Below are 25,687 nucleotides of genomic sequence, written 5' to 3' on the forward strand. Positions count from 1 at the left end.
TCAACCTTGGATTACTTTCACAAGATTGATCCTTTCACTCATTTAGCGATGCCTCCGCGAACGTTTATATACATTCAAGATTACTAGCCAACAAATAACAATGATTCCTGCAAAAAGTATGAGCATATTGCTATACAAATAGGTAGAGTGATCAACGTCAATAGGCAGCAGCCTATGATCTAGGAAGCCGATAGATAATAAACCGCCTACAATCGCAATACCCGTTCCCTCTGATAAAAAGCTCGTGAAATTAAGCAAACTCATTCCAGCGCCCGCTTCCTTTTCTTTCAAACTGCTAGACACAACTGTAGATATAACTGTTTTTGTGAAAGATAGCCCCCCAAAAACAAAAATTACTATAATTGTCATGATCCATGGTGCTGCATCTATAAAAAAGGCAGCGATTAAAAAGCCGGAAGAAAGCAATGCACTTCCAATAGTTAGTACATACAAGGAACCTTTCCGATCAACAAGCAATCCCCCAATGTAACCAAAGATGATGACACTCATTGTTCCGGGGAAAATAATGCCGCTTCCAATTGCTGCAGTACTTAAATGGTGAACATCTTTCATCATGTAAGGAACCATAGAGACAAATCCTGCTACTGTACCAAATATTAGTCCTCCGCAAAGGGTTCCAATCACAAAAAAGACGTTTTTCCCTAATTCAGGGTCAACAAAAGGGTCCTGAGCTTTCCTAATGTGTTTCACAAATATGAAGAAAGCAAGGATACTGATGATCAGAAAAGAAAATCTATAAGATGTTGTAAACAGCATAAAAAATACGATACCTGCAGACATCAATATAATCCCTGCCATATCAATGTGTCCTCTTATTCTCTCTTCCTTTTTCAACAATTTTATAAGAAATGGAACGGTGATAATTGTTGCAGTTGGAATAAGCAGCAAATACGACCAATGGATATAATGAGCAACCATTCCCCCAATAGCTGGTCCAACACCTTCTCCCATTGCTACTAAGGACCCGATCAGGCCAAATGCTTTCCCCCTGTTCTCTTTTGGAATATAGCGCGCAACGACAACCATCACAAGAGCTGGGAATGCGGCTGCACCAATCCCTTGAATAAACCGGGCTAGAATGAGTATAGAAAAGAAAGAGTGTCCAACAAATCCAATGATCGACCCAAAGCCATTTACCATAATCCCAAATAGAAGCAGATTTTTGATGCCCATCTGGTCTGATAGCTTTCCATATAGAGCTGTTCCAATGGAGAAGGTTAACATAAAGGCAGTATTCACCCAGTTTGCACTTGCTGGCAGTTTATTAAAATCGTTGGCGATATCAGGTAATGAGACGTTCAGAACCATTTCATTTAATACGCTGAAAAATGATAGAACACAAAGCCAAATCAAAACTTGATTGTGCCGTAAAGTTGACTGTGAATAAGACGTATTCACAATTTCCCCTCCATTAATGAAGGCAGACGCAGTTTATAGGGTCATTGATACGCTTCCCTCTTTTAATTGTACCCTGTTCATTTTATTGCACTTCATAATAACTCCCCCTACATTTGATTGATATGATCTTATTATATATAGACTAAGGTTTAAACTTTTACTTTTTTTATAAAAATTTGACCAGATTGCGAAACAAGGAAAAACGTTATTCACATTTATCTCAAGTGGCAAAATGAAACATTAGTTTATATTTTCACATCACAATTATCGATAAGCAGTCAGTTATTGTATTTGTTTAGGATAACTGTGGTAACCTGAATATAACCAACTTAGGAAGAAGGTGATCCCATGCCAAACAAAAGTAAACCCAATAGATTAATTGCTGAAAAGTCTCCTTATTTACTCCAACACGCCCACAACCCTGTGGACTGGTACCCTTGGGGAGAAGAAGCATTTGAGAAAGCGAAACGCGAAAACAAGCCGGTTCTGGTTAGCATCGGTCATCCGACGACTTGTCATTGGTGGCCTGGGATAATCAAATCGTGTGGAACTCCATTAAAAGATAACAGAAGCCATTTTAAACGATAATACTATTTGTTCAAACAATACAGTCTACCTTTTATGTCATTCATTTTTAAAACCTGCAATCCGTAACCATGCGGTAGCAGTTTTTTTTATTTGCTTGACTTAGAGTTAACTCTAAATTGTAAACTAACTTTAATTAAATGAGAGGGATGATGTTGTTGTATTCCATTAGTAAAGCTGCTGAGAAGACTAGTATTAGTTCGTATACATTAAGATATTACGAAAAGATTGGGTTACTTCCACCACCAAAACGAAAAAACAGTGGAAGGCGTTTTTATACGGAGACTGATATTCAGTTCATGTTATTCCTGAAAAGTTTAAAGGAAACAGGTATGTCTTTAGAGGATATTAATGAGTTTGTCAAAGACGGATGCATTTTGGAAAAAATCAATTCGGATGTTAAATCGGCACAACTCTCCCCATCTATAAATAAACGTATTGAGATTTTAATCAAGCACTTAGAGAAAATGGAAATTAAAAAAAGGGAGCTAGAAGAAGTGATTTCTACGACAAAAGGAAAACTGGATACATATTACTCAATTTTGAAAGAGGAAGTGGAAAACAAATGAAACATTTAAATATATACCTGATGTTACTTGGCTTCTCTATTTTTACAGGAGCTACTTTTAATCTTGCAAAATATACGGTTGGATATTTTTCTCCATCGTCTTCTGCGGCATGGCGTTTCGGTTTAGCTGCTGCGGTGATGCTCATCATTTTGATTTTTACTGAAGGTATAAAGAAGAGTCAATTACAGAAAAACGCCGTTTCATACATTGTTCTTGGAATTATAGGAATCTTTGGATTTAATGCCTTGTTTTTCGTTGGTTTAAAATATACATCTCCCGTTAACGGAGCATTAATAATGGGGCTGAATCCTTTATTAACAGCAATTCTCGCTCGAATTATCTTAAAGGACAACATGACAAAAAAACAAGTACTCGGCATATTCTTTGCATTCATCGGTGTATTGTTAGTCATTACACAAGGTTCTATCGAAACCATTAAAACCTTATCAATTTCAGGAGGAGACTTAATAATCTTTACAGGTAACGTTTGTTGGGCACTTTATGGCGTACTTGGACGTCGGTTTGTAAAGGATGGTACACCGCTATCTACAACCACTTATACGATGGTTATCGGTGCTGTTAGTTTAATAGTAGTTTCCTTATTTACATCCAAACCTGTTTCTTTATCGAACATCCCGATTGGAGTTTGGGGGGCAATTGCTTTTATGGCTTTCTTTACAAGTGTTTTGGGTTACCTATGGTGGAATCAGGGGATTAAAGAGATTGGGGCTAGTAAAACATCTTTATTTTTCAACCTTGTTCCCGTTGTAACGATGATTATTTCATTTGCCGTTGGAACACCAATAAAGGTATTTCAAGTTATTGGGGCTGTGTTAGTTATATTAGGCGTTTTAACCGCTTCGGGGGTAATACGTAGTCCTAAGTACAATACTAAAGAACAGTCAGCTATATAAAGAAATAGGGATTATTTTTGAGAAAATGTGTTAAGTTAAATATACACTAATTATAGGAAGAAGGTGATCCCATGCCAAACAAAAGTAAACCCAATAGATTAATCGCTGAGAAGTCTCCTTATTTACTTCAACACGCCCACAACCCTGTGGACTGGTTCCCTTGGGGAGAAGAAGCATTTGAAAAAGCAAAACGCGAAAACAAGCCGGTTCTGGTCAGCATCGGTTATTCGACTTGTCATTGGTGCCAAGTTCGTATAGCTACACTAAAATAAGAATTCAATATAACTGTATCAACGGTGTTTCCAGTATCTATTCACCATTGGTTTTCCTGCTCACCAGTGCAGCCACATCTCTTAAATTAACTTAAAATAAAAATAGAATAGTCTTTCGACTATTCTCTCTCTACTAAGACAAAATATTACCTTTCAAATCAGATATTAAAGTTTAGTCTTTTCAAATTCTTCACCCCAATCCCTCATAACTAAAATTAGTGGCTTTAAGCTCTCTCCCAATTTTGTTAAAGAATATTCCACTTTCGGAGGAATCTGTTTATAGATTTCACGATGTATAATCCCGTCACCTTCTAATTCTCTTAATTGAAGTGTTAACATTCGTTGTGTTGCATCTGGAAGTAATTTTCTTAATTCATTAAACCTTCTTGGACCAGAAAGAAGGTGATATAAGATAAGCGCCTTCCACTTACCTCCTATAACATTAACTGTTACTGCAACAGGACATGCTGATTCATCCGGACAGACTTTACCACTCATCTACATCCCTCTTTCTTTAAGTATAAAAATTGATACTATAATACAAATTTGTTTCTATACTACAAAAATGTGCGTTCTTACCACAAAAATATAATTCATTTATGATTGGAGATGCAAGAAATAATATTTATAAAAAAGGAGTGTCTATTATGGGTTCAAAGCTTTTCTCTCCATTCTACATTAAGGATGTGAAACTTAAAAACCGTATTGTTATGTCTCCAATGTGTATGTACTCAGCAAATGAAGAAGGTAAAGTTTCTGATTTTCATAGAGTGCACTACGCTAGCAGGGCTTTGGGACAAGTAGGTTTAATTATGACTGAATCACTAGCTGTTACTGCAAATGGAAGAATAGCCATGGGTGATTTAGGAATTTGGGATGACTCTCAAATACAAGGATTGAAAGAGTTAACCAGCCTGCTTCACTCTTTCGGTGCAAAAGTTGGCGCTCAAATTTCACACTCAGGTCGCAATTGTAACCTAGAAGGTGTAAAACCTATTGCTCCTTCTGCAATACCGTTTGATAAAAATTCAAAAATCCCTTTAGAAATGAGTAGGGATGGTATAAAACAAGTGGTCCAAGCCTTTAGAGACGCTGCACGTCGGGCACGGGAGGCTAATTTTGATATTCTTGAGATTCATACCGCCCATGGTTACTTATTAAATGAGTTTCTTTCTCCTCTTTCCAACAAACGTGAAGATGAATATGGAGGCAGTAAAGAAAAACGTTATCAAATTTTAAAGGAAATCATAAATGAAGTGAAGAAAGAATGGAAAGGACCACTTTTTGTTCGTATTTCTAGTACTGACTATAAAGAGGGAGGAAATACTCCAGACACATTTATTTATTTTGGAAAACGCCTGAAAGAACAAGGAGTAGATTTGATTGATTGCAGTTCAGGCGGCATTGCCCCTGTATCAGTTGATTCATATCCAAATTATCAGGTTCCAGCTGCTGAGAAAATTAAAAATGAAGTTGGAATAGCAACAGGAGCAGTTGGGCTTATTACAACTGGCACACAAGCAGAAGAAATTCTTACAAATAATCGCGCCGATCTAATATTTATAGGAAGGGAGTTACTAAAGAATCCATTCTGGCCAAGAAAAGCCGCAGAAGAATTAAATGAACAAATTGAAGCACCCGTTCAATATACTCGCCATGGTTCAGTGTGGATATAATACTTAAAAAGAGCAACCTGATTAGGTTTGCTCTTTATCTTTTAATAAAATCATAATTACTAGCATTATTTATCTTCTGTTATTTTCAATAATATTACTTTTGTGCAATAACAATTTGTGGGTGCCAAGTTCGTATAGCTACACACCTATAATTATGATAATCTAGAATTATATTACATTCAGGAAATCATAAAGGGTGATGAGGTGTTGGAGTTAAAAAACAAAATCAAGCGAGTAGCCATTTATCTAAGAAAGTCACGAAATAAAGAGGGCGAAGAAACGGAAGAAACATTGGCAAAACATCGAAAAAGACTTCTTGATATTGCTCATAAAAACAATTGGCAGTATGAAATATTCCAAGAAGTTGGGAGTTCAATGGATGAAATGCGACCTGAATACCAAAGGATGATTAACAAACTCACTGATGGCATATTTGACGCTGTTTTGTCAGTTAACTTAGCACGGGTTACAAGAGATGATGCAGAGACACCTAAATTCATGAACCTTTTACGCCAAGATGACATACTCTTTGTCACTGATAGTGAAAGAGTATATGATCTTGAAGTACAAGAGGACTGGCAAGCATTAAAATTTACTGGGTTCGTTAACAATTGGGAGTACGAGAATATAAAAGCCCAACTAAGAAAAGGAAAAAAAGACAGTGCAAAAATGGGTCGCTGGTCAAATGGCACACCCAACTACGGATATATTTATAACCGTTTAGAAAGAAAATTGGAAATTGATGAAGAGAAAGCAAAAGCTGTAAAGCTCGCATTTCAAATGACTATTGATGGCATAGGTGCTGATAATATAGCAGTAAAACTAAATAAATTGGGATACAGAACAAACAATGGGAAGTTTTTTCACGGTCAAAGCATTGTCAGAATGATTCGATCGGAGATATATAAAGGATGGATTGTTGCTAATCGGTTGAAAGGAAGAAATAAAACAAACGGAAAAATAAGACCACAAGATCAGTGGATTGTTGTTAAAGATGCTGTTAAACCCTGCATTATAGATAAAGATACGTGGGACAAAGCAAACAAAGCTTTAGATAAACGAAAGTTACTTAACCCTAGAGCCAAAATGAGAAAACACGGATTATCCTCTTTAATTGTATGCGGTTTATGTGGAAGAACTCACTCAGTTACTATACGTAAAGATAGAAATAACATGAGAGTAATTCAATCATGTAGAAAAAGAAACCCACTTGGCGAAAAATGCATTAATGGTGGAATACAATATAATATAATGATGGAATTAATTATAAATAATATAAGAATGAAAAAGGATCAGATACAGTTAGAGCTTGAAAAACTAAAAGACGCAAACGAAGCCATTGATACAACTGAAATTGAGATACAAAGCATTAAACAACAAATTAAAAAAGTCGAAAAAGCATTACAAATGCTCCAACTTCAATTAGAAGAAGACTTAATAAGTCTCAGTGACTTTAAAGAGAGAAAAACTATCCGATCAATTGAATTGGATAATCTTCAAAAAGAATTAACCAAATTAAAGGAAACATCAAAAGAAGATAAGATAAAATACAAAGAATCATTCATCGAATACTTAGATCACTTTCTCAATAATTGGTCAGAATTAGATGAGTCGCAGCTTAATAATGAATTGATGTCTTTTATCAAAAAGATAATATGGTACCACCCTATAGGAAATAATAAAGAACATCGTGAAATCAAAATTGATTGGGCTGAATAAGTCAAGCCCTTAATTAAGGGCTTGCTGATTTACTATTCATTTTCTACTTTTTCTTGCTGATTTACACAGTGATAACATTGTCCTTCCCATAATGCAATACTCATATCGCCCCATGCTATTTTTTCACCACACCACTCATTAGGACACTCTTCCATATATAGATTATTTTCTAACATATCAAGTGCTAATGCTTTTAACTGAGCATCGCTTAATGAATTAAGACCTTTATCCACTGCTTGTTTCGCTGAACCGATTGCAGCAGGATGAATTAAAACATCATCCTCTAATATTTGTTCTAAGTAATCATAAAGACCCCAACTATGTGCATCTTCACCTTTATGATCTGAAGCATCGCTTTTTAAACGCTCAACTAAAGAATCAATCTCTAATTTACTAACCACTTGATTACCTCCTCATTTATTTGGAATACCTCTATTGTACTAAACTATGGAAAAAAGGATAATCATTTACTTATCCGTACTCGTTATAACGGTTAAGGAACAGCAGTGACTGAAATAATGTTATAGTCATCTGACATCTATGCAAATGCGAAAATAAAAAAGGTATTGCGTGCGGGCTTTCTGATGCAAAGTGTTAATCAAACTAAAAAAAGAGGAGTAAACACACGGTTTACTCCTCTAACTTTGTCTCTTCACCTTTTGCTTCTTCATAATCTGGTGTTTTCCTTGATAAGCCAAGTCGATCATTTTCTCCATTCCCCGGCATATCAGTCATCTTTTCATATTTATCTCCTATTTTTTCATAATACTTAAATGTTGTTAATTCACGTGAAGAGTTATCCGGCATATAAAATGCAAACTGAATATATTTGCCCCCTTCATAGACTCTAACAATCGCATTCTCTCTTTTAATATTTATCTCTGTGTCATTTCCTTTATGCTCTTTATATTGGCTAATTACATCATCAATCGCATCATCATACTTGCTTCCACCACATGCAGTTAAAACAAACACCATCATCAAACTAAGGAAAATAAAAAGGTTTTTCAAAATAAACATTACCTCCTTTTTCAATATTTAGTATAAACAAACAAATTGATCTTTTCCACCTTTTATCCATTTCCCTTAACCTGCACATTATCGACTAACCAACCATCCTTTTCTTTCTTCATAGTCGTTTGTACAATTAACACTTGATTCGTAGTGACTGAATTTGCAGTTGTGGCGACTTCAACAATGTTTAAAAACAATTCATGAGACTCATCTAACGGCTTTGAATAACTCTCTAGTGATAGTAATTCACTTTGCACGCTGACTGTGTGCTTTTGATCAGAGCGAGAAGGGAATGCATAATCAAACCCTTTTCCAGTTGTGTGCTTCTTAACTGTTTCATATCGTTTATCTATGTCGGAATAATTAAAAAACGCTTCAAAAAATGCCTTATTTTCCGAAGCGCTACTTGTTGATTCTATATGGTTCAATTCCTTAATTTTATCGCTCAAAACTTCATTTTTATCTTTTAACTTTTCAATCTTATATGTTTGCTGTCCATTCGTAAAAAATCCAGTCAGCAATATCAATAATAAACAAGCTGAAGCCCATGCAATATGTGTTTTCATGTTTTCACTCCTAGTTATTTAATGCGTCCAAAAGATACAAGGTGATCTCTCCAGTAACCTGATTTCAGATCAGAATATTCGATTCCACTGTCATTTGAATTAAACATTCTGCCATTGCCTACATAGATGCCGACGTGAGTAATGGCTTTTCCTTCGTATGTGCCGCCAAAGAACACTAAGTCACCCGCAGTCGCTTCTTTTTCACTTATTTTCTTTGTTGCCCCATGTTGTTCTTGTGCTGTTCTAGGAAGAGTGATTCCAGCTTTCGCAAAAGACCACTGAACAAGGCCTGAACAATCAAATCCAGTTTTCGGGTTTGAACCTCCCCAGGCATACGGTTGCCCTTCATATTTCAAAGCTTCTTTCATGACCGTTTCATAGAAATCCATAGAGCCATTCACAGGCTTCACATTTTTATCAGAGCCTTTCACATACCTCATGACATGGTCAACATAACTTGGGTCACCGTAGCTTTTCCAGCCCATTTTAAAAGCTTGCAATCGGCTGAAATCAAGTGCTAATTTCTTTGTGTATTTCCCGCCATTCTTTTTGACATAGTCTATAAATCCAGAACCAAAGTTGTATGCCTGTAAGGTTAAACGAACATCACCACCAGCCTGTTTAAAAACCTTCTTAAAATGTTTAATGCCGACTTCAATCGAACGTTCTGGGTCAGTTATGGAGTTGGGAGGTAAGCCGATACTTTCGGAACTTTGCATGATATCTAAAGAACGCCCACCACTTTCTTGCATGGTGAGCGCCATAATAATATTCACTTGGTCAAAAACGCCTTCTTGACGGGCATATTTCTCAAATACTGCTCTAAATCGTTCCACTTCCGGCGCAATTCCAACTGTTTCATATTCGCCATCCCCGCCGCCTATAAAATCGTCCCCGACTTGATTTTCTCTTGAAATCGTCATAACCACTACGATACATAAAACAAAAAAGAAGATAAAAGGAGCCGAGAATACCAAAGGAAGAACTACCTTTTTACTTATCATCTTGTTCTTTCATCCCTTCTCAGTCGATCTTCTACTTTTGATGAAGAGCGTCTTGCAATTTCATTCAAAGACACTTGGTCAAATGAATTAACGCTTTGTTCAGTCCGTTTAATTGTTTGTGATGAAGGCTGTTTTTCTCTTGATACAGTCTTATTTTCAGCAGGAGCAACAGCCTGTTTTTCATCAACACGAATACCATCTGAATGACTTTTTGCGGGTTCAGATGGTCTGATTTCACGTTCGTTATTGGCAATAGGCTGATTTTCTACTTTTGTAGATTGAGGACTTTCAAAACCGAACTGCGGTTCAGGTTGATTCATCATGACTTTTTGATCTGAACGTTTGATTTCTGCTGTTTTCTCTTGTGCTACAGGCTCACTATTGGAAACAGAATCATCTTTCTGGACTTCAAAATTTTGTTGCTGATCTGTTTCAAGATTCTGATTTTGTTCGTCATAAACATACGCTTTCTGATCAGTACGTTCTGTATCTTTTTCATTCTCTTGTAAGACAGGCGCACGATTAGAAGTAGATTCTTCTTCATGTTGTAATGATGCATCGTCAGTTTGTTGCTGGATATTGGTCTGTTTATGAAGCTGTTCCAAATATTCTTTTTGATCTGTTCGTGCTGATTCATCTTTTTTATCCTGCAAGATAGGTGCTCGTTTGGATAAATCCTCATTTCCTTCATTCAAAGCATCTTTCAGCATAGGAGAGTTTATCCCGTCTTTTCTCAATCTGTCTAAATGGGATTGCTGTTTATTTTCTTTTGCATTTGCAAAGGCTTCTTTTTGTTTTTGCTTTTCTTGTTCTTTCGATAGAGTTTGAGGATTTCGTTTTAAGCTTCGACTGTTATGATTAGCTATTCCGTTAGCTGTTTCTTTTTGCGGGGTTCTTGAAATAGCATGAGTATTATCATATCCCATAGCAGCCCCACTCGGTGAATTACCGCCACCACTTGGAGCACCAGTTACGCCATCAGCATTCGAACCGTCTTTTCTTCCCCCAAAATGTTTTGTAAAGTCAGTAAATACACCGCCTCCGTTACCCCATACTCCACCTATTTTCTTCGCTTGTTCCCAAGCAGGCTGAACAATGTTTTGTCTCATGTTTTCCATCATATTATTATCAACTGAAACAACTTTTCCAGCAGTCACAAACTTGATAATGGCATCCCTCTTGTGAAAACCAATCCACAAGATTGAAGCAAGGACAGCAACATTTAAAAGATACATTCCAAAACCATTTGGCGGTATTAACTTGTCAACGATAAAACAAGTCACGTACACAAACAGAACGATAATCCCTAACATTGCTTTCAGTAGGTAAACACTCCCCAAGCGACCAAGCGTAACAAATCCCGAATAAGCTAATTGAGGAACATACGCTAGGATGAAAGCAAATGGCACAAAGAAAACTATCACTAAAGCGACAACTTGAAGCAAGAAATTAAAGAACGCTAATGCTAAAAATGGTATCCCAATGACAATAGAAGCGACCACAGCGATAAAAGACTCTCCCAGCTGATTAAACACATTTCCAGAAGTCATAGATTCATTTTTATAATCATCAATTTCAGTCTCTTTTATATAATCTTTTTTATCTTTTTCTCCATCCTCTGAAAGCTTATAAGAAAGCAGTTTATCTATACGATTAAGTCCGCCTTTATCTGTATCTTTCTCATTGATTTTCTTTTCGCTTGTTTCATCAAAATTCACAATTAAAAAAGGCTTCATTAAAGCAATGTCAAAGTAAAGATTACGCATAACCGCAACCGTGCCTTCCATTTCTTTTCCTTTTTCAATCGCTGAACTGTCTGCAAAATTGCCTTCATCTTGAACAATGCCAACCAATCCATTTCCCGCAGTTAAAAGCTTTCCTTGCGCTTCTACAGACAAGGCATTCAACGCTTTCATGTAATAACCAGCGTTCGACATCCAAAGCCCACCGATCACCATAACACAAATAAATAGAATACTCCGCCGCATTGCTTCTTTTACGCTACCTCTCACACAGAATAGGTAGACAACATAGGCGCACGTGAAAATAAATAAAGCTTCACCGAAATTCTTTTTCAGTGTTTTATAAACTGTTTTAGAGACGTTTGTAATAGAATTTGCGAATTCGTCAATCGGTTGCAAGTTATACAAAATATCCATCCCCGCATCAACCACACGGACAATGTTTCCCGCAAAAGAAAAAGTGACGTTTGTCAGCCCAACAAACGCCCCCTTGATTAAATCGTCAGATGCTTCATTATTCGCTTGATAGCGTGAGATAGGAAACCTTTTCACCTTCAATTCCACACCGCCAGCTTTTTCGACTTTTGGTTGCGTCGTTGTATCTCCATCAGCCGAAAATACCGTTACAGCTGAAGCAACAGTTAAAAACAGCAACACGATAGCAGACACAATCAGTATCCTTTTCTTTTTCATTACAGCCACCTCCTAATCTAATCGAGTTAATAAATAAAATTGGTACCTTGCTTTCTCTAAGTCTCTTTGCGTTAACAGCACATTTTCGGGATATCGTTCATACAGAGAGAAACAGATTGCTTTTTGATATTTCATATGTCTGAAAGTCTTTCGGTTTTGTTCAATCTTGATACCCAATAATTTTTGCAGGAACTGCGCTGTTGATTTATGCCCGATGAAGCTTTTGTATCGACCGTCATAATGATTTAGCCATCGTTTTACTTCGTCCAGTGTAATTTTTTCAGCTTTATAAAATCCTGGACTCGTGACCACAAGCGAGTTTAAGAAAGCTATTTCCATGTACAATTCAACCCCTTTTACAAATATTTTTCTTCCGCATATGCGACAGCTTTTTTCTCAACTGTTTTCAGAGCACCTTGCCATTCTTCGAATAGGCATTCAATTGAAATTTTGGAGGTACGACCATAGTAATCTTTAAATAAGCATTGACCTTGGAACATGGATTCCATCATTTTTTTGTTTTCTTTTGTGACCTCCATATTCATCCACTTCAACACTTCTTCACGTTCATTTGGTTCGTCAAAGGCGAAGGCAACACCAAAGTTTCCGGAATCTTCTTCTTTCAAAGCGTCTTTTGTGGATTGGGAAATGAAGTATTCCGCATTGTTGTATGAACGACCAATCCGGCGCATTTGTCTTTCTACTTTTTTTCCTTGTTGTGACGTGGTAAATATCCACGCTTCGTCTATAAATTCAACTGTCTGTTCGTCTGGATTCATGCCGAATAGTTCGCAGAACTTACCGAGTGCAAACATGACAGCACTAGACTTTAATTGTGATATGGTGTAGTTTTCAAGTCGCTCAGCATGATCTGGCAAATCCATATTTTCAACTTCTAAAATGGTGATTCGTTTTTCAAGTGACAATGCAGGATTGGAGCCATCATGAATACAAAGTTTCAAAATGGAATCTTGCACAACCTCATTTAAATAGTCACCAGCTTTTTGTACAGCTTCTTCCGGATGGTTCTGCATCTTCCGAATAATATCAAGCGAACCGACCTGTTCGCCTTTTTGTTTTGCATCAATTACTTCTGACGTAGCACGAAGGAAAGCTGTGTTTATGTCGTCCTTCCCTTTAAAGTCATATACTTGTTCAAAAATGACTTGAACTAGCTCTTTTGCTTTCATAGGAGGGAGGAAGGAGATAGGGTCAAGTGCTCCCCAGTTGTGCGTGTTTTCATGATCTAGCGTGATATAGTTGTATTTCTCTAAATGTGCAATATATAAGGGAAAGTTCTCTCTAATGTACTCATCATTCAAGACTCTTTGAATCCACTTTCTCATTTCCTTTTTAGGGTCTATATACAAAGATTTGATGTTTAACATGCTGATATAGTTAAAGATCAATTTTGCTAGATATGACTTGCCGTTTCCTGTGTCTCCTGTGATTAAGCAGTGAGGAGAACGTGTCTTTGAACCTTTTAACTGCTGATTCGCTAAGAAAGGGTGGAATAAGACAAAATCACGGCTGGACATAATGGCACTTTCTAAGTCGGTGTGCTCTTGGAAACGATCAACCCAACCGAGAAAGAACCCGATTTTCGAACCAATATCAGAGTTAACAGCAAACAGACTTTCTGCCACACCGTCTTGCGTTGTTTTTTGAATCCAGTTCTTATCGGTTATGTCTAACTTTTCACCAGGAAGCATTTTATAAAAAAGGTTCAGTTGATCAGCCACCGGAAGCCGACAAGTAATGCCAGCGCCTTTTAAATGCCTTTTGACAATCGTTGCTTTTCCCACACATTCTTTTTTTGTCTTTCCATGAACGACTATCACTGACAGCCAGTTCATCACATGCACATCTTCTTTCTTTATTTCATCTTGTAAATGCCTTATCATTGTGGCACTTGTGACAGTGGAAACATCACTTCGATCGCCTGTGCTTTGTTGTTCTTTTTGTTCTTCTTTCAATTGTTGTCTTTTGAGGTTGAGGGCAGGCTTGGTAATGGACTTTGATTCCGTTTGAATTTTCATCTGAACTTCAACAGGGAAGGGAAGAGACTGTGCTTCATAAAACAAATCACTTTCCGACATATTGTGAAGAAATTCGTCAATCACGACAAAAGCTGAATAGCCTTCATCTTGATCACTATGCAAATGCAATACTGATGGGTCAGTGGGGTCTATGATCGTGTTTGTAATAGAGCGAACATCCTTTATCTCACTTTCTTCATTCGTTTGGTGCTTTAACCCACGTACAAAGTGATAACGGTTAATGTATGTCATTTCTGTTTCTGAAAGCCGTTCTCCGCGAACAGAAGCCATGATATTCGCTAGTGTTTCTTCGACTTCCTCATATTTTTCAAAAAAAGAGGTGGAAACATTTTGTTCCCACCCGAGCATTTTCACGACTGTATCAGTCGCTGTATTGAAAAAAGATAATATATTGTCTTTAAGTTCGACACTAATATTTACAAGACTGCTTTTCAGTTTTACACCTAAAATGAAGTCATACTTTGTCAGCCTTCCTAATCGCTGTTCTAACAGCCTTACCGTTTCTTCATTGTAGTAACGTGTCACATCTATTGCATCTGCGGCAATATCTGTTTCTAAATCCTTAAATCGTTTTTCTAATTCATACTCACTTGGATACATCATCAAGTGAAAATCCTCATAAGATGTAATTTCTTCAAAAAGATGCTGCCACTTCTTCTTATACGATTCAACTTTTTCTCTATTTTGCATAGGAATCGAATTGCTTTTTATTCGGTAGTACGCCCACACGTCGCCCGTTCTTGTTAACAGTAAATTCTTGTGTATTGCCTTCATAGGCGTTTTTAGTCTCATTTGAATAATCCACCACCTTCACAAGTTTTTGAAACTCAATTTGTTTTTCGTTACTTAAATCAACCTTTCGGTCATTGCAATACTTCTTTTGTGGAAGCTTGATGAAGAAGTAATATTTTGCGAAATCAAAGAAATATAAATAGATGTTTTTGCCTTCCGGCTTTATTTTCGTCACAAGCATCGTTAAAAAAAATGGTATTCCAAAAATCACGATGACGTAACTATTATCAAAAGCGTGAGGAAAAATCATCCTCACGCCGTACCAGAACCCAAAGCATAGGCCAACAAAAATGAAATAGTTAATAGCCGGTATTAACTCAACTGCAAAGGGTAACGAATAATTTTCGGTTAATTGCTGAATTTTTTTCGGCTCTCTCATTGCTTTCCGGTAGTTGAACACCAGACGCCCCATTCAGATGCCCCCTTACAATTTTTCCATTAGCGCATTGATCCAGCCGGAGAAATCTGACCAGTGTTTAATAACCCACGTCACCGCACTGCCAATACAGCAAACAAAGATAATGCCGCCCATTTTTAATTTCATCAGATTCTTTGCGGCTATGAACATGACCACAATCGTAATGAATTGGATAACAACATCTGAAGCCCATCCTTTTACCCCTCCAAGTGTTGGAAGGTCTGCGCCAAGAATAAAGAAATTCATGAAATCCATATTTAAACCTCCTATTGATGTTTGAGTTTATTTACATAAAACTGACCGCTGTTTTCCGTAATCTCTAAACTAAATTTTTCATTTACGGGAATATCATTTTCTTTTTCCTTAAATCGAACAGCACAAAAAACCTCGAAACCTTTTTTCGTCTCGAAGATTTTCATTGACTGCACTTCCCCAAATAACAAGTTTCCTTCCAACGCTTCCGGCTTTTTCATCATATAAACCATTTCTTCTTTCTTTTCAGAAGCGTATTTCTCGAAGAAAGTATGAAGGAATGATTCGATAGATTCTTTTTTCTCGCCTGCATATTCGTCTCTAGTCTCTTCTTTACTCTCAGAAGCAATATTGCCTTTCAGATCATAAATCTGTGTAAAGTAAGGGACAGCAGACACCGCAAAGGAATCACCTTTATTTGTGACTGGAATATTCAGCAACATTTGTTTTTCAGATTTCTCGTTTGTTTTAACCTTTTCTTTCACCTTCTTTTTTTTCTTTCCGTCTTTAACTTCTTTTTCAACTTCCTTCTCTACAGGGTAGAGATTTTCATATGTGACCTTATATTGAAAAAGGCTGTTTTTATCACCTTCTTTCACGTTATATAAGCTGTAACCCTTTAACTCTCGATCACCTTTTAAGCCATTCACATTAAAACGATCTTCATCCTCAAAATGGTTATCTTCCTGTTTCACCATGTAGCTTTCAAGGCTCTGCATGCGTTTTTCAATAGATTCTTGATCGTTCTTCACATTCACATATTCATTGATGAACCCTGACAGAAAGTTTTCAGCAGCAGTCACCGAAATTTTTTGTTTATCGTCATTTGTTGGCTTATTGGCTTCTTCTTTTATGTCATTAAGTTGGGATCTTGTGTTAATTGATAGAAGCACAGCGAGCAAGCAGATAAACAGTAAACCCCCAACACAAAACCACAATGTAACTGCGATCAGCTTCGACCTGTCACGAGGGACTTTTTGTTTGTCTTTTTCCGGTCTTTCAATTCGTTTCAATTTTTGAAAGGCAGACCGAAAAAACGACTCTTCTTTTTTATCCAAGTCAATTTCTTTTTGGAGCAATTCGATTCACTCTCCTTTCATAGATTTCTAAGCACTTTCCTCCTGGTTAACTTTCATGTTTCTTGTCATTTTCAAAATGGCTCTCGCCATTTTTTCATAGTTCGGTTCATTTAATTCCGTCACGATAACTTCCACTGGCTTACCTTTAATTTCAACGACCTCAACACTCTGTTTCATGAAAGACCTCGCTTTCTTCAAACCTGTTTTGTTTTTTCAAGGAATAATAAAAAGGATGCTACACGATGTAACACCCTTTTTATGCTTTGATTCTCCATATAAACTTTTAAACTAGTCATTCGACCGTCCGGCAAATATCTTGTCTTGTAAAATGTGTAACGATATTCAGCAAATCCTTTTACTCTTTCTCCTTCTACAACTAACATACAATCTCTGCTTAAACTTCTTACAAAAACTAAAGAGGGAATACCAACATTAAAGCCCAGTCTTTTGAAGTGATTATCAACCGCAGACACTTGATCACCTCGTTATATTCGTCCTCCGTTTTTAAGATGATTTTCTTCGTAATCTTTTCTTATAACATGAGGATCATACATTACAAATTCGACAAGAACTACTCCGTCATCTGATTCCGTTTCATTTTCTTCAAGGACTCTAAAGTGAAAATACAAGTTCGCAACCATGTCCCCGCCGTTATCCTTTCTAACATGAATAATGATCATTTGATCATATCCCGATGAAATTTCATCCCTTAATCTTTCGAGTACGTCATCCAACAAGTGCATATTAAGATGCCTTTCTAATGTGTTTATAAGGGAGGACTCATTTATAATCCTGTAATCCATGTTTTCACCCCTCAGTGATAGTAGGTTATTCCTTCAAATTCGACGCTCCGTTCATCTGTCTCAAAATCTTCATCCTCCAGTATGTTGAATGTGGCTTGAAGTTTAGCATTCACGTTATCTATAACCGCAAGAGTTTGGACTATGACTCTTTGAGCAACATCACTGTAAAAGACATCTTCCATCATTTTTTCAATTAATTCCTCAGCAATATCCAAACAGCCAAGAGACTCCAAATCACTCTCTAGTCGGGCCTGATTCAACAGATTAATGTTAAACATCTTATCCCTCCGATTTAAGTTCTTGGGTTTCACCCAAACCCACCAACGGAAGCCCGTTGGATTGCTGTTAATCTATCCCCCTATTCCCCCGAATCATCGGGGGACTCCCTCGCCGGTAGGCAGGAACAAACGGTTGTTTGTTCAATGCCAAGAGGGTTTTGGTGGCGCTGAATATGTCAACTCCTTATCCTCACTTCGTTCCGGTACCGTTGACACATACGTTTAATCGCATCACCTGTGTTTATAAAGATTTATCAGCTTGTTTTTTAAACGACCATATCAGTAACATCAGCAAGAAACACATCTAACATTTTTTTGTGTTTGTCTGCCAGTTCAGCTTCTGCAATCATATCTGATAGATCGGTTTTCCCTAAATGTTCATCAGCTTCAAGCACCATTTTCATAGTGGGGGCACAAGAGTTGCGAAGCCAGTTTCTTGATTTCTGATAGAAGTCTTTTTGTGGTTTGACATACAAAGGAAGTTTCCCGATATCACCTATAAATTCAGACCAAAAAAGGCTCGTTTTCCAATGCTCTCTAGTGATGTTTTCATCAGCATCAACGAACCTTACATAGTTATTAATGATCTGCATAGCGATTAAGGTTAAATCCTTTGTTTTCAATAAAGCATCTATAGCCACTTGTGCACGTTCATTTTTAAGCCGCAATTCATAACGATTCCAATCGCCTAGTTCTTCTAACGGAATGTTATACTTTTCTGCTTGTTCATAGTTTTTCTCATAAAAGCAAAGGTACGCTTCTGACTTTTTAGAACCGAAATATATTGTCGTTCCGCCTGTAATGCCATCAGATAGATCAAAGGAGCCATTGAAATCGGATTTTCTAAAGCGTGAAATACATTCGCCCTTTTGGGCTTTCTTTAACAATTCCGGTATAGAAAAGTACGTCTTTTTATCATCAATAGCCAAATCAAAGCGAGTAAATGAACCGCCTCGTGCCATGCAATCTTGAAAGAAGTCATACCATGTTTTCTTCCGGCATTCCAAGAAAGATTCAAATTGACGGCAACCTTGACCGGACATTTCTATCAAAACACCTCTGTTATCATCTGGCGCAGAATAAAAGACTTTGATATAGTCCAGTTCGTACGTACCAACGTAGCCATAGAAACCAGATTGTTTCTCCGTCATAAAGTCTTTGCTAAGGTGAAGAACCTCTTCAATAATTCGGTCAACATCATGAGTTTTAAAAGAGACTCGAATATAGTCAACCATTGATACCAAAGGACTTTCAATGGTTTCATTTTTTTCTTTTACGATTACTACCCCCCTGTTAGCGTGGGGGGGTTGTTTTAGCTCATCCATTCGCTTCGCTCACTCCTTCGCCGCTGGCCGTCTGGTCGCTTACGCTGCCGCTGGCGACTGCCGTCGCCTGCGCTCCCTCGACTCCAACCAGCGCATTTTTAATAGATGACATAAAATCATATCCTTTTGGCACGATAGGGCTGTAAAACTCCAACACTGAACCTGTGCCCACATTGGCATATCCTCGCCCTGTCTCCTTTTTATTCACATATGCTTTTTCAACATCGCCAAACATCATCCCGTAGCCCGTATCTGACATTAAACCTAGCGACACACGGAAGCTAAACTGATCACGAATACCATCAGCTAAATATTTTGCATCTGGACGTTGTGCGCCTAAAACGAGAAAGTAACCCGCCTGTCTCCCCAACATGACTAACTGTTTCATGTAAGAAAGAGCTTCATTTCTTTCTTTCATATCCAACAAATCCATAAATGCCACATATTCATCAAAGAAGATAAAAACAGGTTTTAAACCTAAATAGGCATAATTTTCACCTGTCTTATAGTTAGGCATCTGTTTCATTTCATCCATTCGTTCCATCATGCCATCTACAGACTTTCTCAGGCACATAAGAATGCCGTTCTTTTGGGAATATACCTTTTTCGGAAGGACTTCTTCCAAGTCTGCTAAATCTGCATTTTTAGGGTCCAATATTCTTACATCTGCCCCCAGTCCAACACATGCTTTAATAATCGTTAGCATGAAGTATGTTTTTCCTCCACCTGTACCACCTGCAATAAGCATGTGCGGCAACTTATCAAATTGCCATGAAATATGCTTCATTAACGGAAGGACTCCATTCTCAGCTACTGCATCATCAATGGAAATACGATTCTTCTTCACATCGTAAAGAAGCTTAAAGCATACAAAACCTTCTTCCATTTGCTTATCCACCAGGTCACAAAATAAGCCGTTTTCCAAATCCTTTCCTAAGTCTAGGAAGCGATTCTGAAAACGGCTCATGTCCATAGCAATACGAATATAAATGTGGTTGTTTTTAACCTGATAATACATTCTAGGAAAGTATGTGATCTTTTCCTTTGTGTCAGTTTCATTTGAAAAGAGTTTTCTTACTTTCACATTTTCTCTTTCGTAAAACTTATTGGAGAAAATCATTTTTGCAATCTTTTGCCTGTGAAGAATTTTCTTATAGCTGTCAAAGAAAAGAAAGTAAGATGCAACTATGCTTCCAACAGCAATTAACACAGAGAATAAAACGCTTTTAATAATTAAAGGCACATTCCACTCAAAGTGTTTTATTACTTGAGATAGATCAAAATTAATCAGTTGTTCTCTCCAAAAGATGAACATAGACAATAAAAAAACAGGCACAAAGATAATTGCGCCTGCTAATTTTACGTTGTTTCTCATGTACGGGCGGATTCGTCTCCCCCTATACTTCCAAAGCATCGTCTTAATCCCAGAAATGGATAACACACTCCTAACGTTTATTTTTATCTTTCTTTTTCTCACGCCACAATTTCATTATGTCCATGATTAAAAAATGACCACCAAACATGACAAATATACAAATTGAAAGAAAAACAGTCATGAAAATATCAAACGGTAACCATCCCACTGGCTTACGATACCAAGCATAGAACACAAAAAATACTAGCCACAAAACAACACGAACAATTATAGATAGAGTTATTTTTGTTCTAAATATTTTTACAGGTTTTTTTATAATTTTTAAAGACCCCTTTCAATGTTTAGTGGTCTTTACACTACGTTTACCAATTATCCAAAAAATGATAGAATATACACATTTAGTACTAAGTTTTTTTTTGAAAGGGAAATAATATGTTTGATAAACTCATCGGACTTTACTTTAAATTTTCAATATACTTAACCCATCTTCTTATATTTAGTATTATCTTAGCTTCATTTCATCCCCAAGTTTTTACGCATTTTTTCAGTGCAATTGTAAAATTAATTCCAGTATCAATTATTAACTATTTTATAGAAAAGAATATAAACCAGACTGATGTATTTTACATATTTACAATTGTTTCAGCTATTTCAGGGATAGGATTGATTTGGATTCAGTTTTTCCCTAGAAGTTATATTAAAAAGATGAGAAAAGTCGGCTTAGACATAACAGAGTATCCATCATTTCATATGGCTTCAATTTATAATAAAAGTTCTGAGTTAACTACTCTTTTTCTACTCAGTATTATTTTGTTTATAGAAACAAATGTTACACCACTTTCACCACTTAAAAGCTTAGTATTAAATTTACTGCAGAATGCTCCTTTTGTTTTTCTTTTTTGTTGCATTGGTACAGTAGGGGCTATACTTAATTGCGTATCGTTAATTATGTCTGGTTTTGCAACTATTATAGAGAAGAAAGATACACCTTAGAAATAGCGTGCCCATTACTACGAGCACGCTATTCTTTTTATTTATTTCTTATCATTCCCACCAGTTGCCGCCGCAGGTTTCACAGAAGAACCACCTTTTAAAACAATATCATCAGCTTCAAGTTTCCACATTACATTGGCAAAAGTTGAATCCCTTTGACTAGTTGCCATAGCGCTAATTTTTGGGTTTTTCAACTCAATGTCAGCAAAAGGAGGAATTTCTTTTGCCCCAGCATACTCAGGAATAGTTACCTCAATTTGACCACCTTGCACAGCACTAGCAATGTTATAAACCCTAGATTCCAGTACGTCAGTACGCTTATTGTTTTCCCGATCATAAACATATCTTTCTTTGTTAAGTCCCATGAATTTCATGTCTCCAAAAGTCATATTGATATCCGGTACAATAAAGTTTAAGTTCATTTTTCATATCCCCATTTCATTTTTTATTATTTATTTTCAAAAGATCGTTTAATTTCGATTTTATATTGGATTCGCTCCGGTTCTGTATCCATCTTGGCGCTTATCAGTTGCTAACGGCTTTTTCGCCCTCATGGCAACCTAGTAGGCTAATTATAGCCATCAAGCTGACTACAGCTATTCCGCACGCTTATTCTAGCCTGCTACAGCATTTATAGTGATTGCCGTTCATCACTCAAATACTCACGCATGACATTTCAACAAGAATACCGTATAATAAAAGTGTCTAGTTTTTATTTTCCGGCGTTCTTGATGATCCTTCGTCAAGGCGCTTTTTTTGTCTATATGTAGTTTTCAAGGAACAAACACTCCTAGCGACATAAGTTATACAGATCATCGTTATACAAAGTAAACACTTGATTTTCCTTCTTACTCAATGGACGGATAGACCAGATACACCACCAATCCCAGCCTTTTAACAGATCAGATATTTCTTCATTAGCCTTCATATAATTATCAGCATCAACAACGAATGTTTCACAAGTGACATAATCTTTAAAATGGTTTAAATCCTTATCAGCCTTTAAAGCTTCGACATCTGTGATTATTGTTGCATTCACCCTTATTTTCATCGCATCCCCCCTTTCAAAGGATTCTTAACGGCTCCCTATAGTGGTATATAACGTCACACTATGGATGATTGCCGCAGCTTTTCAATGTCTTTTCTTCCGATTCCGTAATGTTTACATATCCTTCGATACGAAACGCCTTTTCGCAGTAATTCATTAACATTTTCAATTGTTAAGGGCAGGTTTAAATAATGATTTATTATGACGGAATTCAGAGCAATTTTCATTCTTGCTATCCAATCACCTTCCATTTGTCTTGCCAACGGAACAGCTTCTTTCATAAATAAATGAGTTTGGTTTAAACCGATGACACTCACACCGTTGTTTTATAGATATATTTCTCTTCAAATCTGGCACGGCTGACTTTTCCTTTAACAACTTTGTATCCCTCTTGTTTGAGTTCCTCATTTAGCTCCCTAATGATTTCATATGCTTTTGCCTGCCCTACCCCCAAAATGTTTTGGATGTTTTCAGCAGTTAAAAATTCTTTCAAACAACTCCCTCCTTTTCTGACTTTTTTTCGTCTTTTCGTTTATAAGTTAATTATAATTAAACTATACGTTTAAGTCAATATAAAATTAAACTTTTTGCATAAAATCAACTGGTTTTTTGATTTCAGTGCAAAAACTAACTTTACATATAATGAATGTAAAACCATTTTATTTATGCAATTAGTTTAAGTCAACAGGTAAATTAAACTTTTAGAAAAGATAATCGATAAGTCCTAGCTTGGTTACAATTGATGGTGATAATATAAAAATAAACTTTCTGTAGATTGGACGAATTTATATGAGTTTAGGAAAACGATTAAAAGAAGCGAGAAAAAAACGTGGACTTTCCCAAATTGAAGTTGCTCAAAAACTTAACATTTCTAACCAAGTCATTTCTAATTATGAAAGAGATTTTCGTGATCCAGACACAAAAACATTAAAGCAATTAAGCGACTTGTATAATGTTTCAACTGATTATTTAGTAGGTAAAGCCCCCATTGAAAGCAACAATAAGGCTTCAAAATTGACCCAAACATTTAATGAAGTAATTGAGGAACTAAAGGATGAGGATACACTACTCTTTAAAAATGACGGTGAGTTTGACGAAGAAACAGCTCTCCTAATTAAGAAGGCATTAAAAAATGGAATAAAGCTTGTAGATGAATTAAAGAGGAAAGAGTGATACCAATTTATACGAGCAAAAACATAAAACACAAAGTACAGTTAATCTTGTTGAGTTACGGAACTAATGATGTTTATGAAATTTGCGAACAACTAAATATAATCATAACCGAGAATAACTTAGGGCAAGCCGAAGGTTTACTTCAACATCTTAAAGAAGAAAATCGTTATATTATTCATACAAATGAAAAACTAACGCACCAAACAATCCAAAAATTCATTGTTGCCCACGAACTAGGACATTATTTCCTCCACAAAAATTTAAATGCTTTTAAAGTTGCTAATTGCTCCGCTGTCTTAAAAGATAAGTTAGAACACCAAGCAAACATATTCGCTTCTGAATTGTTACTTCCGGACAAATTATTAAAAGAACATTTATTCGAAATACAAAACTTAACAATCCATCAACTAGCATCTTTCTTCAATCTACCTACACATGTCATACAGCACAAACACTCACAATTAAAACTTCTGTCAAGAAACCGAATGGAAACAGGAATTAATCATGTATGCGAAATCTCTATATAAAGAAAAAAGCCCACTCACGAAAAACGAGTGGGTTCACTTTAGCTTCCAAGCCGATCTGATGCAATACTGATTACGTTTTCAGATTTAGCTTGATGACCAAAAGTATCTGAATTAAAGGATAAGCCCAGTATTGTCGTCCCCACTAAAATCGTCATCGATAAGGCAATCATTTTTTTCTTCATGAATAATCTCCCCTTTTCGAATTTCATTTCTGGCTGCTATTACCTTACGATAATATTCGTTAGAGAGCGAAGAATTTCCTTTTTCATAATAAAACTCTGCAACCTCATGGGCATATTCTTCAATATCAGCAAATAATTTCTTTGATTGAAAGTAATCTAAGGCCTCATTAATTAAAGAAACATCTTCATCAGAAAAATATAATCCCTTTAACAATTTGAATTTGGCTTGGTATTCATAATCATTGTTACGCATAGCAATGGCACTTCCTTGTTCAAAATAAAGAAGCGCTTTACTCATTTCCCCTTTTTGGGCTAATACATGAGACAAATTAAATAAAGTTTTAGACATAAAAATATGCTTTTCCTCTTGAAAAACTTGTAATGCCTTCATGAGATTTTGAATCGACAAATCATATTGACCAACACTCCTATAAACAATACCTAAATTCATATGAAATGTTGCAATGAGATATTTTTTTCCGATTTTAAAAGCATCCTGTAATCCTTTTTTCAATTCCTTAATTGCACTATTGTAATTTAAAGTATCAATTAAATTACCAGCTACAATAAACCTGCAATGAAGTATTCTTTCATCATGAATGTCGAATTTCTGGTATATCTTTATAGCTCTCTTTGCATAACTTAGTGAAAAATAAGTTTGTTTCATATAGTAATATACTTCTGATACTTTAAAATAAAATTCTCCACGTTCAATCTCATCTTCAATCTCTGATAATTTGGTTTCAGCTAAACTATAGGCGTTTATTGCAGAAACAAGTTCTTTTCTTCTGAATTCGTACATTCCCATGAAAAAGAAGAAATAATACTCAAGCATTTTTGACAAACTGCCTTCTTTTTCTTTCAAAATTTCGTAAGTATTCCTAACTTCTTCAACATCTTTTGATCTCAAATAAATTAGCATTAGTTCATGTCTAAAATCTAACAGTTGATAATATAGAAGTATATCTTGCTTCATCTCGACTTCTTCTAAAAGAGATTCAATTTCAGACTTCTTCTTTTGGGCTTCTTCAATCATATTTTTCTTTATGGTGGTATACCATGAATTCAATTTAGATATTAAAATTTCATACGGAATCCTTTCTTTTTTTATAGATGTATGATCCAAGAAAATCTCACCCCGCAGATTTACAAAATTATTCGAATATTTACATTAATTGTATTATGTCAGATCAAAAAGCCATTTACAAT

The 25,687-nt window shown here is 36.2% G+C and carries 33 protein-coding genes and 1 pseudogene; 9 read left to right on the forward strand and 25 right to left on the reverse strand.

Translation table 11 applies throughout. The annotated features are described in order from the left end of the window. Positions 1-42: 42 nt before the first annotated feature. A complete protein-coding gene (tet(L), locus tag NX903_RS20115) occupies positions 43-1,419 on the reverse strand; it encodes a tetracycline efflux MFS transporter Tet(L) (protein WP_086344549.1) in 1,377 nt (458 codons plus the stop codon). 33 nt (positions 1,420-1,452) lie between these two features. Then, on the reverse strand, positions 1,453-1,515 hold the full coding sequence (locus NX903_RS21005; RefSeq protein WP_010886645.1) for a tetracycline resistance efflux system leader peptide: 63 nt from the start codon (positions 1,513-1,515) through the stop codon (positions 1,453-1,455). Between the two features lie 252 nt (positions 1,516-1,767). On the opposite strand from NX903_RS21005, the gene NX903_RS20120 reads away from it, so the two are divergent. The 4 genes from NX903_RS20120 (at position 1,768) to NX903_RS20135 (ending at position 3,759) form a co-directional block, all read left to right on the forward strand. Next, entirely contained in the window at positions 1,768-2,007 is a 240-nt protein-coding gene (locus NX903_RS20120) for a DUF255 domain-containing protein (protein ID WP_086344550.1), read from the forward strand. A gap of 149 nt (positions 2,008-2,156) precedes the next feature. Then, complete coding sequence (locus tag NX903_RS20125; protein WP_086344551.1) at positions 2,157-2,573, forward strand: MerR family transcriptional regulator; 417 nt, start codon at positions 2,157-2,159, stop codon at positions 2,571-2,573. Beyond that, positions 2,570-3,487, forward strand: a complete 918-nt coding sequence (locus NX903_RS20130; protein ID WP_086344552.1) for a DMT family transporter — start codon at positions 2,570-2,572, stop codon at positions 3,485-3,487. The genes NX903_RS20125 and NX903_RS20130 overlap by 4 nt, the downstream gene beginning before the upstream one ends. A 71-nt stretch (positions 3,488-3,558) precedes the next feature. After that, entirely contained in the window at positions 3,559-3,759 is a 201-nt protein-coding gene (locus NX903_RS20135; RefSeq protein ID WP_144486881.1) for a DUF255 domain-containing protein, read from the forward strand. A 165-nt stretch (positions 3,760-3,924) separates the two neighbouring features. Here the strand turns inward: NX903_RS20135 and NX903_RS20140 are convergent, their stop codons facing one another. Further along, positions 3,925-4,257 carry a winged helix-turn-helix transcriptional regulator gene (locus tag NX903_RS20140; protein ID WP_077670820.1) on the reverse strand — a complete coding sequence of 111 codons (333 nt, stop codon included), beginning with the start codon at positions 4,255-4,257 and terminating at the stop codon, positions 3,925-3,927. Between the two features lie 149 nt (positions 4,258-4,406). On the opposite strand from NX903_RS20140, the gene namA reads away from it, so the two are divergent. After that, positions 4,407-5,435, forward strand: a complete 1,029-nt coding sequence (gene namA / locus NX903_RS20145; protein ID WP_144486883.1) for an NADPH dehydrogenase NamA — start codon at positions 4,407-4,409, stop codon at positions 5,433-5,435. 204 nt (positions 5,436-5,639) lie between these two features. After that, on the forward strand, positions 5,640-7,154 hold the full coding sequence (locus tag NX903_RS20150) for a recombinase family protein (RefSeq protein ID WP_250635005.1): 1,515 nt from the start codon (positions 5,640-5,642) through the stop codon (positions 7,152-7,154). Positions 7,155-7,186: 32 nt separating this feature from the next. Here NX903_RS20150 and NX903_RS20155 read toward each other — a convergent pair whose 3' ends face one another. From NX903_RS20155 to conQ, 16 genes are all read right to left on the reverse strand, one after another. Continuing rightward, positions 7,187-7,555, reverse strand: coding sequence for a hypothetical protein (locus tag NX903_RS20155; RefSeq protein WP_144486887.1), 369 nt, complete (start codon positions 7,553-7,555; stop codon positions 7,187-7,189). Positions 7,556-7,784: 229 nt separating this feature from the next. Beyond that, positions 7,785-8,165 carry a DUF4467 domain-containing protein gene (locus tag NX903_RS20160; RefSeq protein WP_086344570.1) on the reverse strand — a complete coding sequence of 127 codons (381 nt, stop codon included), beginning with the start codon at positions 8,163-8,165 and terminating at the stop codon, positions 7,785-7,787. A 62-nt stretch (positions 8,166-8,227) separates the two neighbouring features. Continuing rightward, positions 8,228-8,734 carry a hypothetical protein gene (locus NX903_RS20165; RefSeq protein WP_080624172.1) on the reverse strand — a complete coding sequence of 169 codons (507 nt, stop codon included), beginning with the start codon at positions 8,732-8,734 and terminating at the stop codon, positions 8,228-8,230. A 14-nt stretch (positions 8,735-8,748) separates the two neighbouring features. Then, positions 8,749-9,738, reverse strand: coding sequence for a bifunctional lytic transglycosylase/C40 family peptidase (locus NX903_RS20170; protein ID WP_032730587.1), 990 nt, complete (start codon positions 9,736-9,738; stop codon positions 8,749-8,751). Continuing rightward, on the reverse strand, positions 9,735-12,182 hold the full coding sequence (gene conG, locus NX903_RS20175; protein ID WP_086343486.1) for a transposon conjugation system subunit ConG: 2,448 nt from the start codon (positions 12,180-12,182) through the stop codon (positions 9,735-9,737). The genes NX903_RS20170 and conG overlap by 4 nt, the downstream gene beginning before the upstream one ends. A gap of 3 nt (positions 12,183-12,185) precedes the next feature. Next, on the reverse strand, positions 12,186-12,512 hold the full coding sequence (locus NX903_RS20180) for a YddF family protein (RefSeq protein ID WP_049635835.1): 327 nt from the start codon (positions 12,510-12,512) through the stop codon (positions 12,186-12,188). 17 nt (positions 12,513-12,529) lie between these two features. Further along, on the reverse strand, positions 12,530-15,025 hold the full coding sequence (conE, locus tag NX903_RS20185) for a VirB4-like ATPase ConE (RefSeq protein ID WP_144486889.1): 2,496 nt from the start codon (positions 15,023-15,025) through the stop codon (positions 12,530-12,532). Next, positions 14,913-15,437, reverse strand: a complete 525-nt coding sequence (locus NX903_RS20190; protein ID WP_072174271.1) for a conjugal transfer protein — start codon at positions 15,435-15,437, stop codon at positions 14,913-14,915. The genes conE and NX903_RS20190 overlap by 113 nt, the downstream gene beginning before the upstream one ends. Positions 15,438-15,449: 12 nt before the next feature. Then, positions 15,450-15,698 (reverse strand): transposon conjugation system subunit ConC, encoded by a 249-nt coding sequence (conC, locus tag NX903_RS20195; protein ID WP_086343484.1) that lies wholly within the window; start codon positions 15,696-15,698, stop codon positions 15,450-15,452. 11 nt (positions 15,699-15,709) lie between these two features. Beyond that, complete coding sequence (locus NX903_RS20200; protein WP_144499891.1) at positions 15,710-16,774, reverse strand: conjugal transfer protein; 1,065 nt, start codon at positions 16,772-16,774, stop codon at positions 15,710-15,712. A 27-nt stretch (positions 16,775-16,801) separates the two neighbouring features. Next, positions 16,802-16,951, reverse strand: coding sequence for a hypothetical protein (locus NX903_RS20205; RefSeq protein ID WP_003328171.1), 150 nt, complete (start codon positions 16,949-16,951; stop codon positions 16,802-16,804). Positions 16,952-16,968: 17 nt separating this feature from the next. Next, positions 16,969-17,247: a hypothetical protein gene (locus NX903_RS20210; protein ID WP_082170512.1), complete on the reverse strand. Its 279-nt coding sequence runs from the start codon at positions 17,245-17,247 to the stop codon at positions 16,969-16,971. 12 nt (positions 17,248-17,259) lie between these two features. Continuing rightward, a complete protein-coding gene (locus tag NX903_RS20215; RefSeq protein ID WP_144486893.1) occupies positions 17,260-17,577 on the reverse strand; it encodes a hypothetical protein in 318 nt (105 codons plus the stop codon). Between the two features lie 11 nt (positions 17,578-17,588). Further along, a complete protein-coding gene (locus tag NX903_RS20220) occupies positions 17,589-17,855 on the reverse strand; it encodes a hypothetical protein (protein ID WP_080624164.1) in 267 nt (88 codons plus the stop codon). Positions 17,856-18,121: 266 nt separating this feature from the next. Beyond that, positions 18,122-19,180 (reverse strand): DNA relaxase NicK, encoded by a 1,059-nt coding sequence (nicK, locus tag NX903_RS20225; protein WP_144486895.1) that lies wholly within the window; start codon positions 19,178-19,180, stop codon positions 18,122-18,124. Next, positions 19,173-20,594, reverse strand: a complete 1,422-nt coding sequence (gene conQ / locus NX903_RS20230) for a coupling conjugation protein ConQ (RefSeq protein WP_144499892.1) — start codon at positions 20,592-20,594, stop codon at positions 19,173-19,175. The genes nicK and conQ overlap by 8 nt, the downstream gene beginning before the upstream one ends. A 393-nt stretch (positions 20,595-20,987) precedes the next feature. Here conQ and NX903_RS20235 point away from each other — a divergent pair, with 393 nt between their 5' ends. Further along, the gene (locus NX903_RS20235) at positions 20,988-21,548 is read left to right on the forward strand and encodes a hypothetical protein (protein ID WP_072174279.1); all 561 of its coding nucleotides are present in this window, start codon (positions 20,988-20,990) and stop codon (positions 21,546-21,548) included. 41 nt (positions 21,549-21,589) lie between these two features. Here NX903_RS20235 and helP read toward each other — a convergent pair whose 3' ends face one another. The 5 genes and pseudogenes from helP to NX903_RS20260 all read right to left on the reverse strand — a co-directional run bounded on the left by helP (position 21,590) and on the right by NX903_RS20260 (position 23,089). Next, complete coding sequence (gene helP / locus NX903_RS20240) at positions 21,590-21,970, reverse strand: helicase processivity factor HelP (protein ID WP_086343479.1); 381 nt, start codon at positions 21,968-21,970, stop codon at positions 21,590-21,592. Positions 21,971-22,039: 69 nt separating this feature from the next. After that, positions 22,040-22,133 (reverse strand): annotated as a pseudogene (locus NX903_RS20245) (hypothetical protein); the annotation flags it as partial. A 205-nt stretch (positions 22,134-22,338) separates the two neighbouring features. Continuing rightward, entirely contained in the window at positions 22,339-22,599 is a 261-nt protein-coding gene (locus tag NX903_RS20250) for a hypothetical protein (RefSeq protein WP_072174281.1), read from the reverse strand. Positions 22,600-22,652: 53 nt separating this feature from the next. Further along, complete coding sequence (locus tag NX903_RS20255; RefSeq protein WP_206697900.1) at positions 22,653-22,877, reverse strand: hypothetical protein; 225 nt, start codon at positions 22,875-22,877, stop codon at positions 22,653-22,655. A 32-nt stretch (positions 22,878-22,909) separates the two neighbouring features. After that, positions 22,910-23,089: an ICEBs1 excisionase gene (locus NX903_RS20260; RefSeq protein WP_144486901.1), complete on the reverse strand. Its 180-nt coding sequence runs from the start codon at positions 23,087-23,089 to the stop codon at positions 22,910-22,912. 296 nt (positions 23,090-23,385) lie between these two features. Between NX903_RS20260 and NX903_RS20265 the strand changes: the two genes are divergently transcribed. Further along, the gene (locus NX903_RS20265) at positions 23,386-23,769 is read left to right on the forward strand and encodes a helix-turn-helix domain-containing protein (RefSeq protein ID WP_019716391.1); all 384 of its coding nucleotides are present in this window, start codon (positions 23,386-23,388) and stop codon (positions 23,767-23,769) included. Further along, positions 23,766-24,296: an ImmA/IrrE family metallo-endopeptidase gene (locus NX903_RS20270; protein ID WP_144486903.1), complete on the forward strand. Its 531-nt coding sequence runs from the start codon at positions 23,766-23,768 to the stop codon at positions 24,294-24,296. Before NX903_RS20265 ends, NX903_RS20270 begins: the two co-directional genes overlap by 4 nt. A 111-nt stretch (positions 24,297-24,407) precedes the next feature. Here the strand turns inward: NX903_RS20270 and NX903_RS20275 are convergent, their stop codons facing one another. After that, the gene (locus NX903_RS20275) at positions 24,408-25,604 is read right to left on the reverse strand and encodes a Rap family tetratricopeptide repeat protein (RefSeq protein WP_144486905.1); all 1,197 of its coding nucleotides are present in this window, start codon (positions 25,602-25,604) and stop codon (positions 24,408-24,410) included. Between the last annotated feature and the right edge of the window lie 83 nt (positions 25,605-25,687).

Source organism: Bacillus sp. FSL R5-0576 (assembly GCF_038004765.1).
Classification (GTDB): Bacteria; Bacillota; Bacilli; order Bacillales; family Bacillaceae; genus Bacillus; species Bacillus subtilis.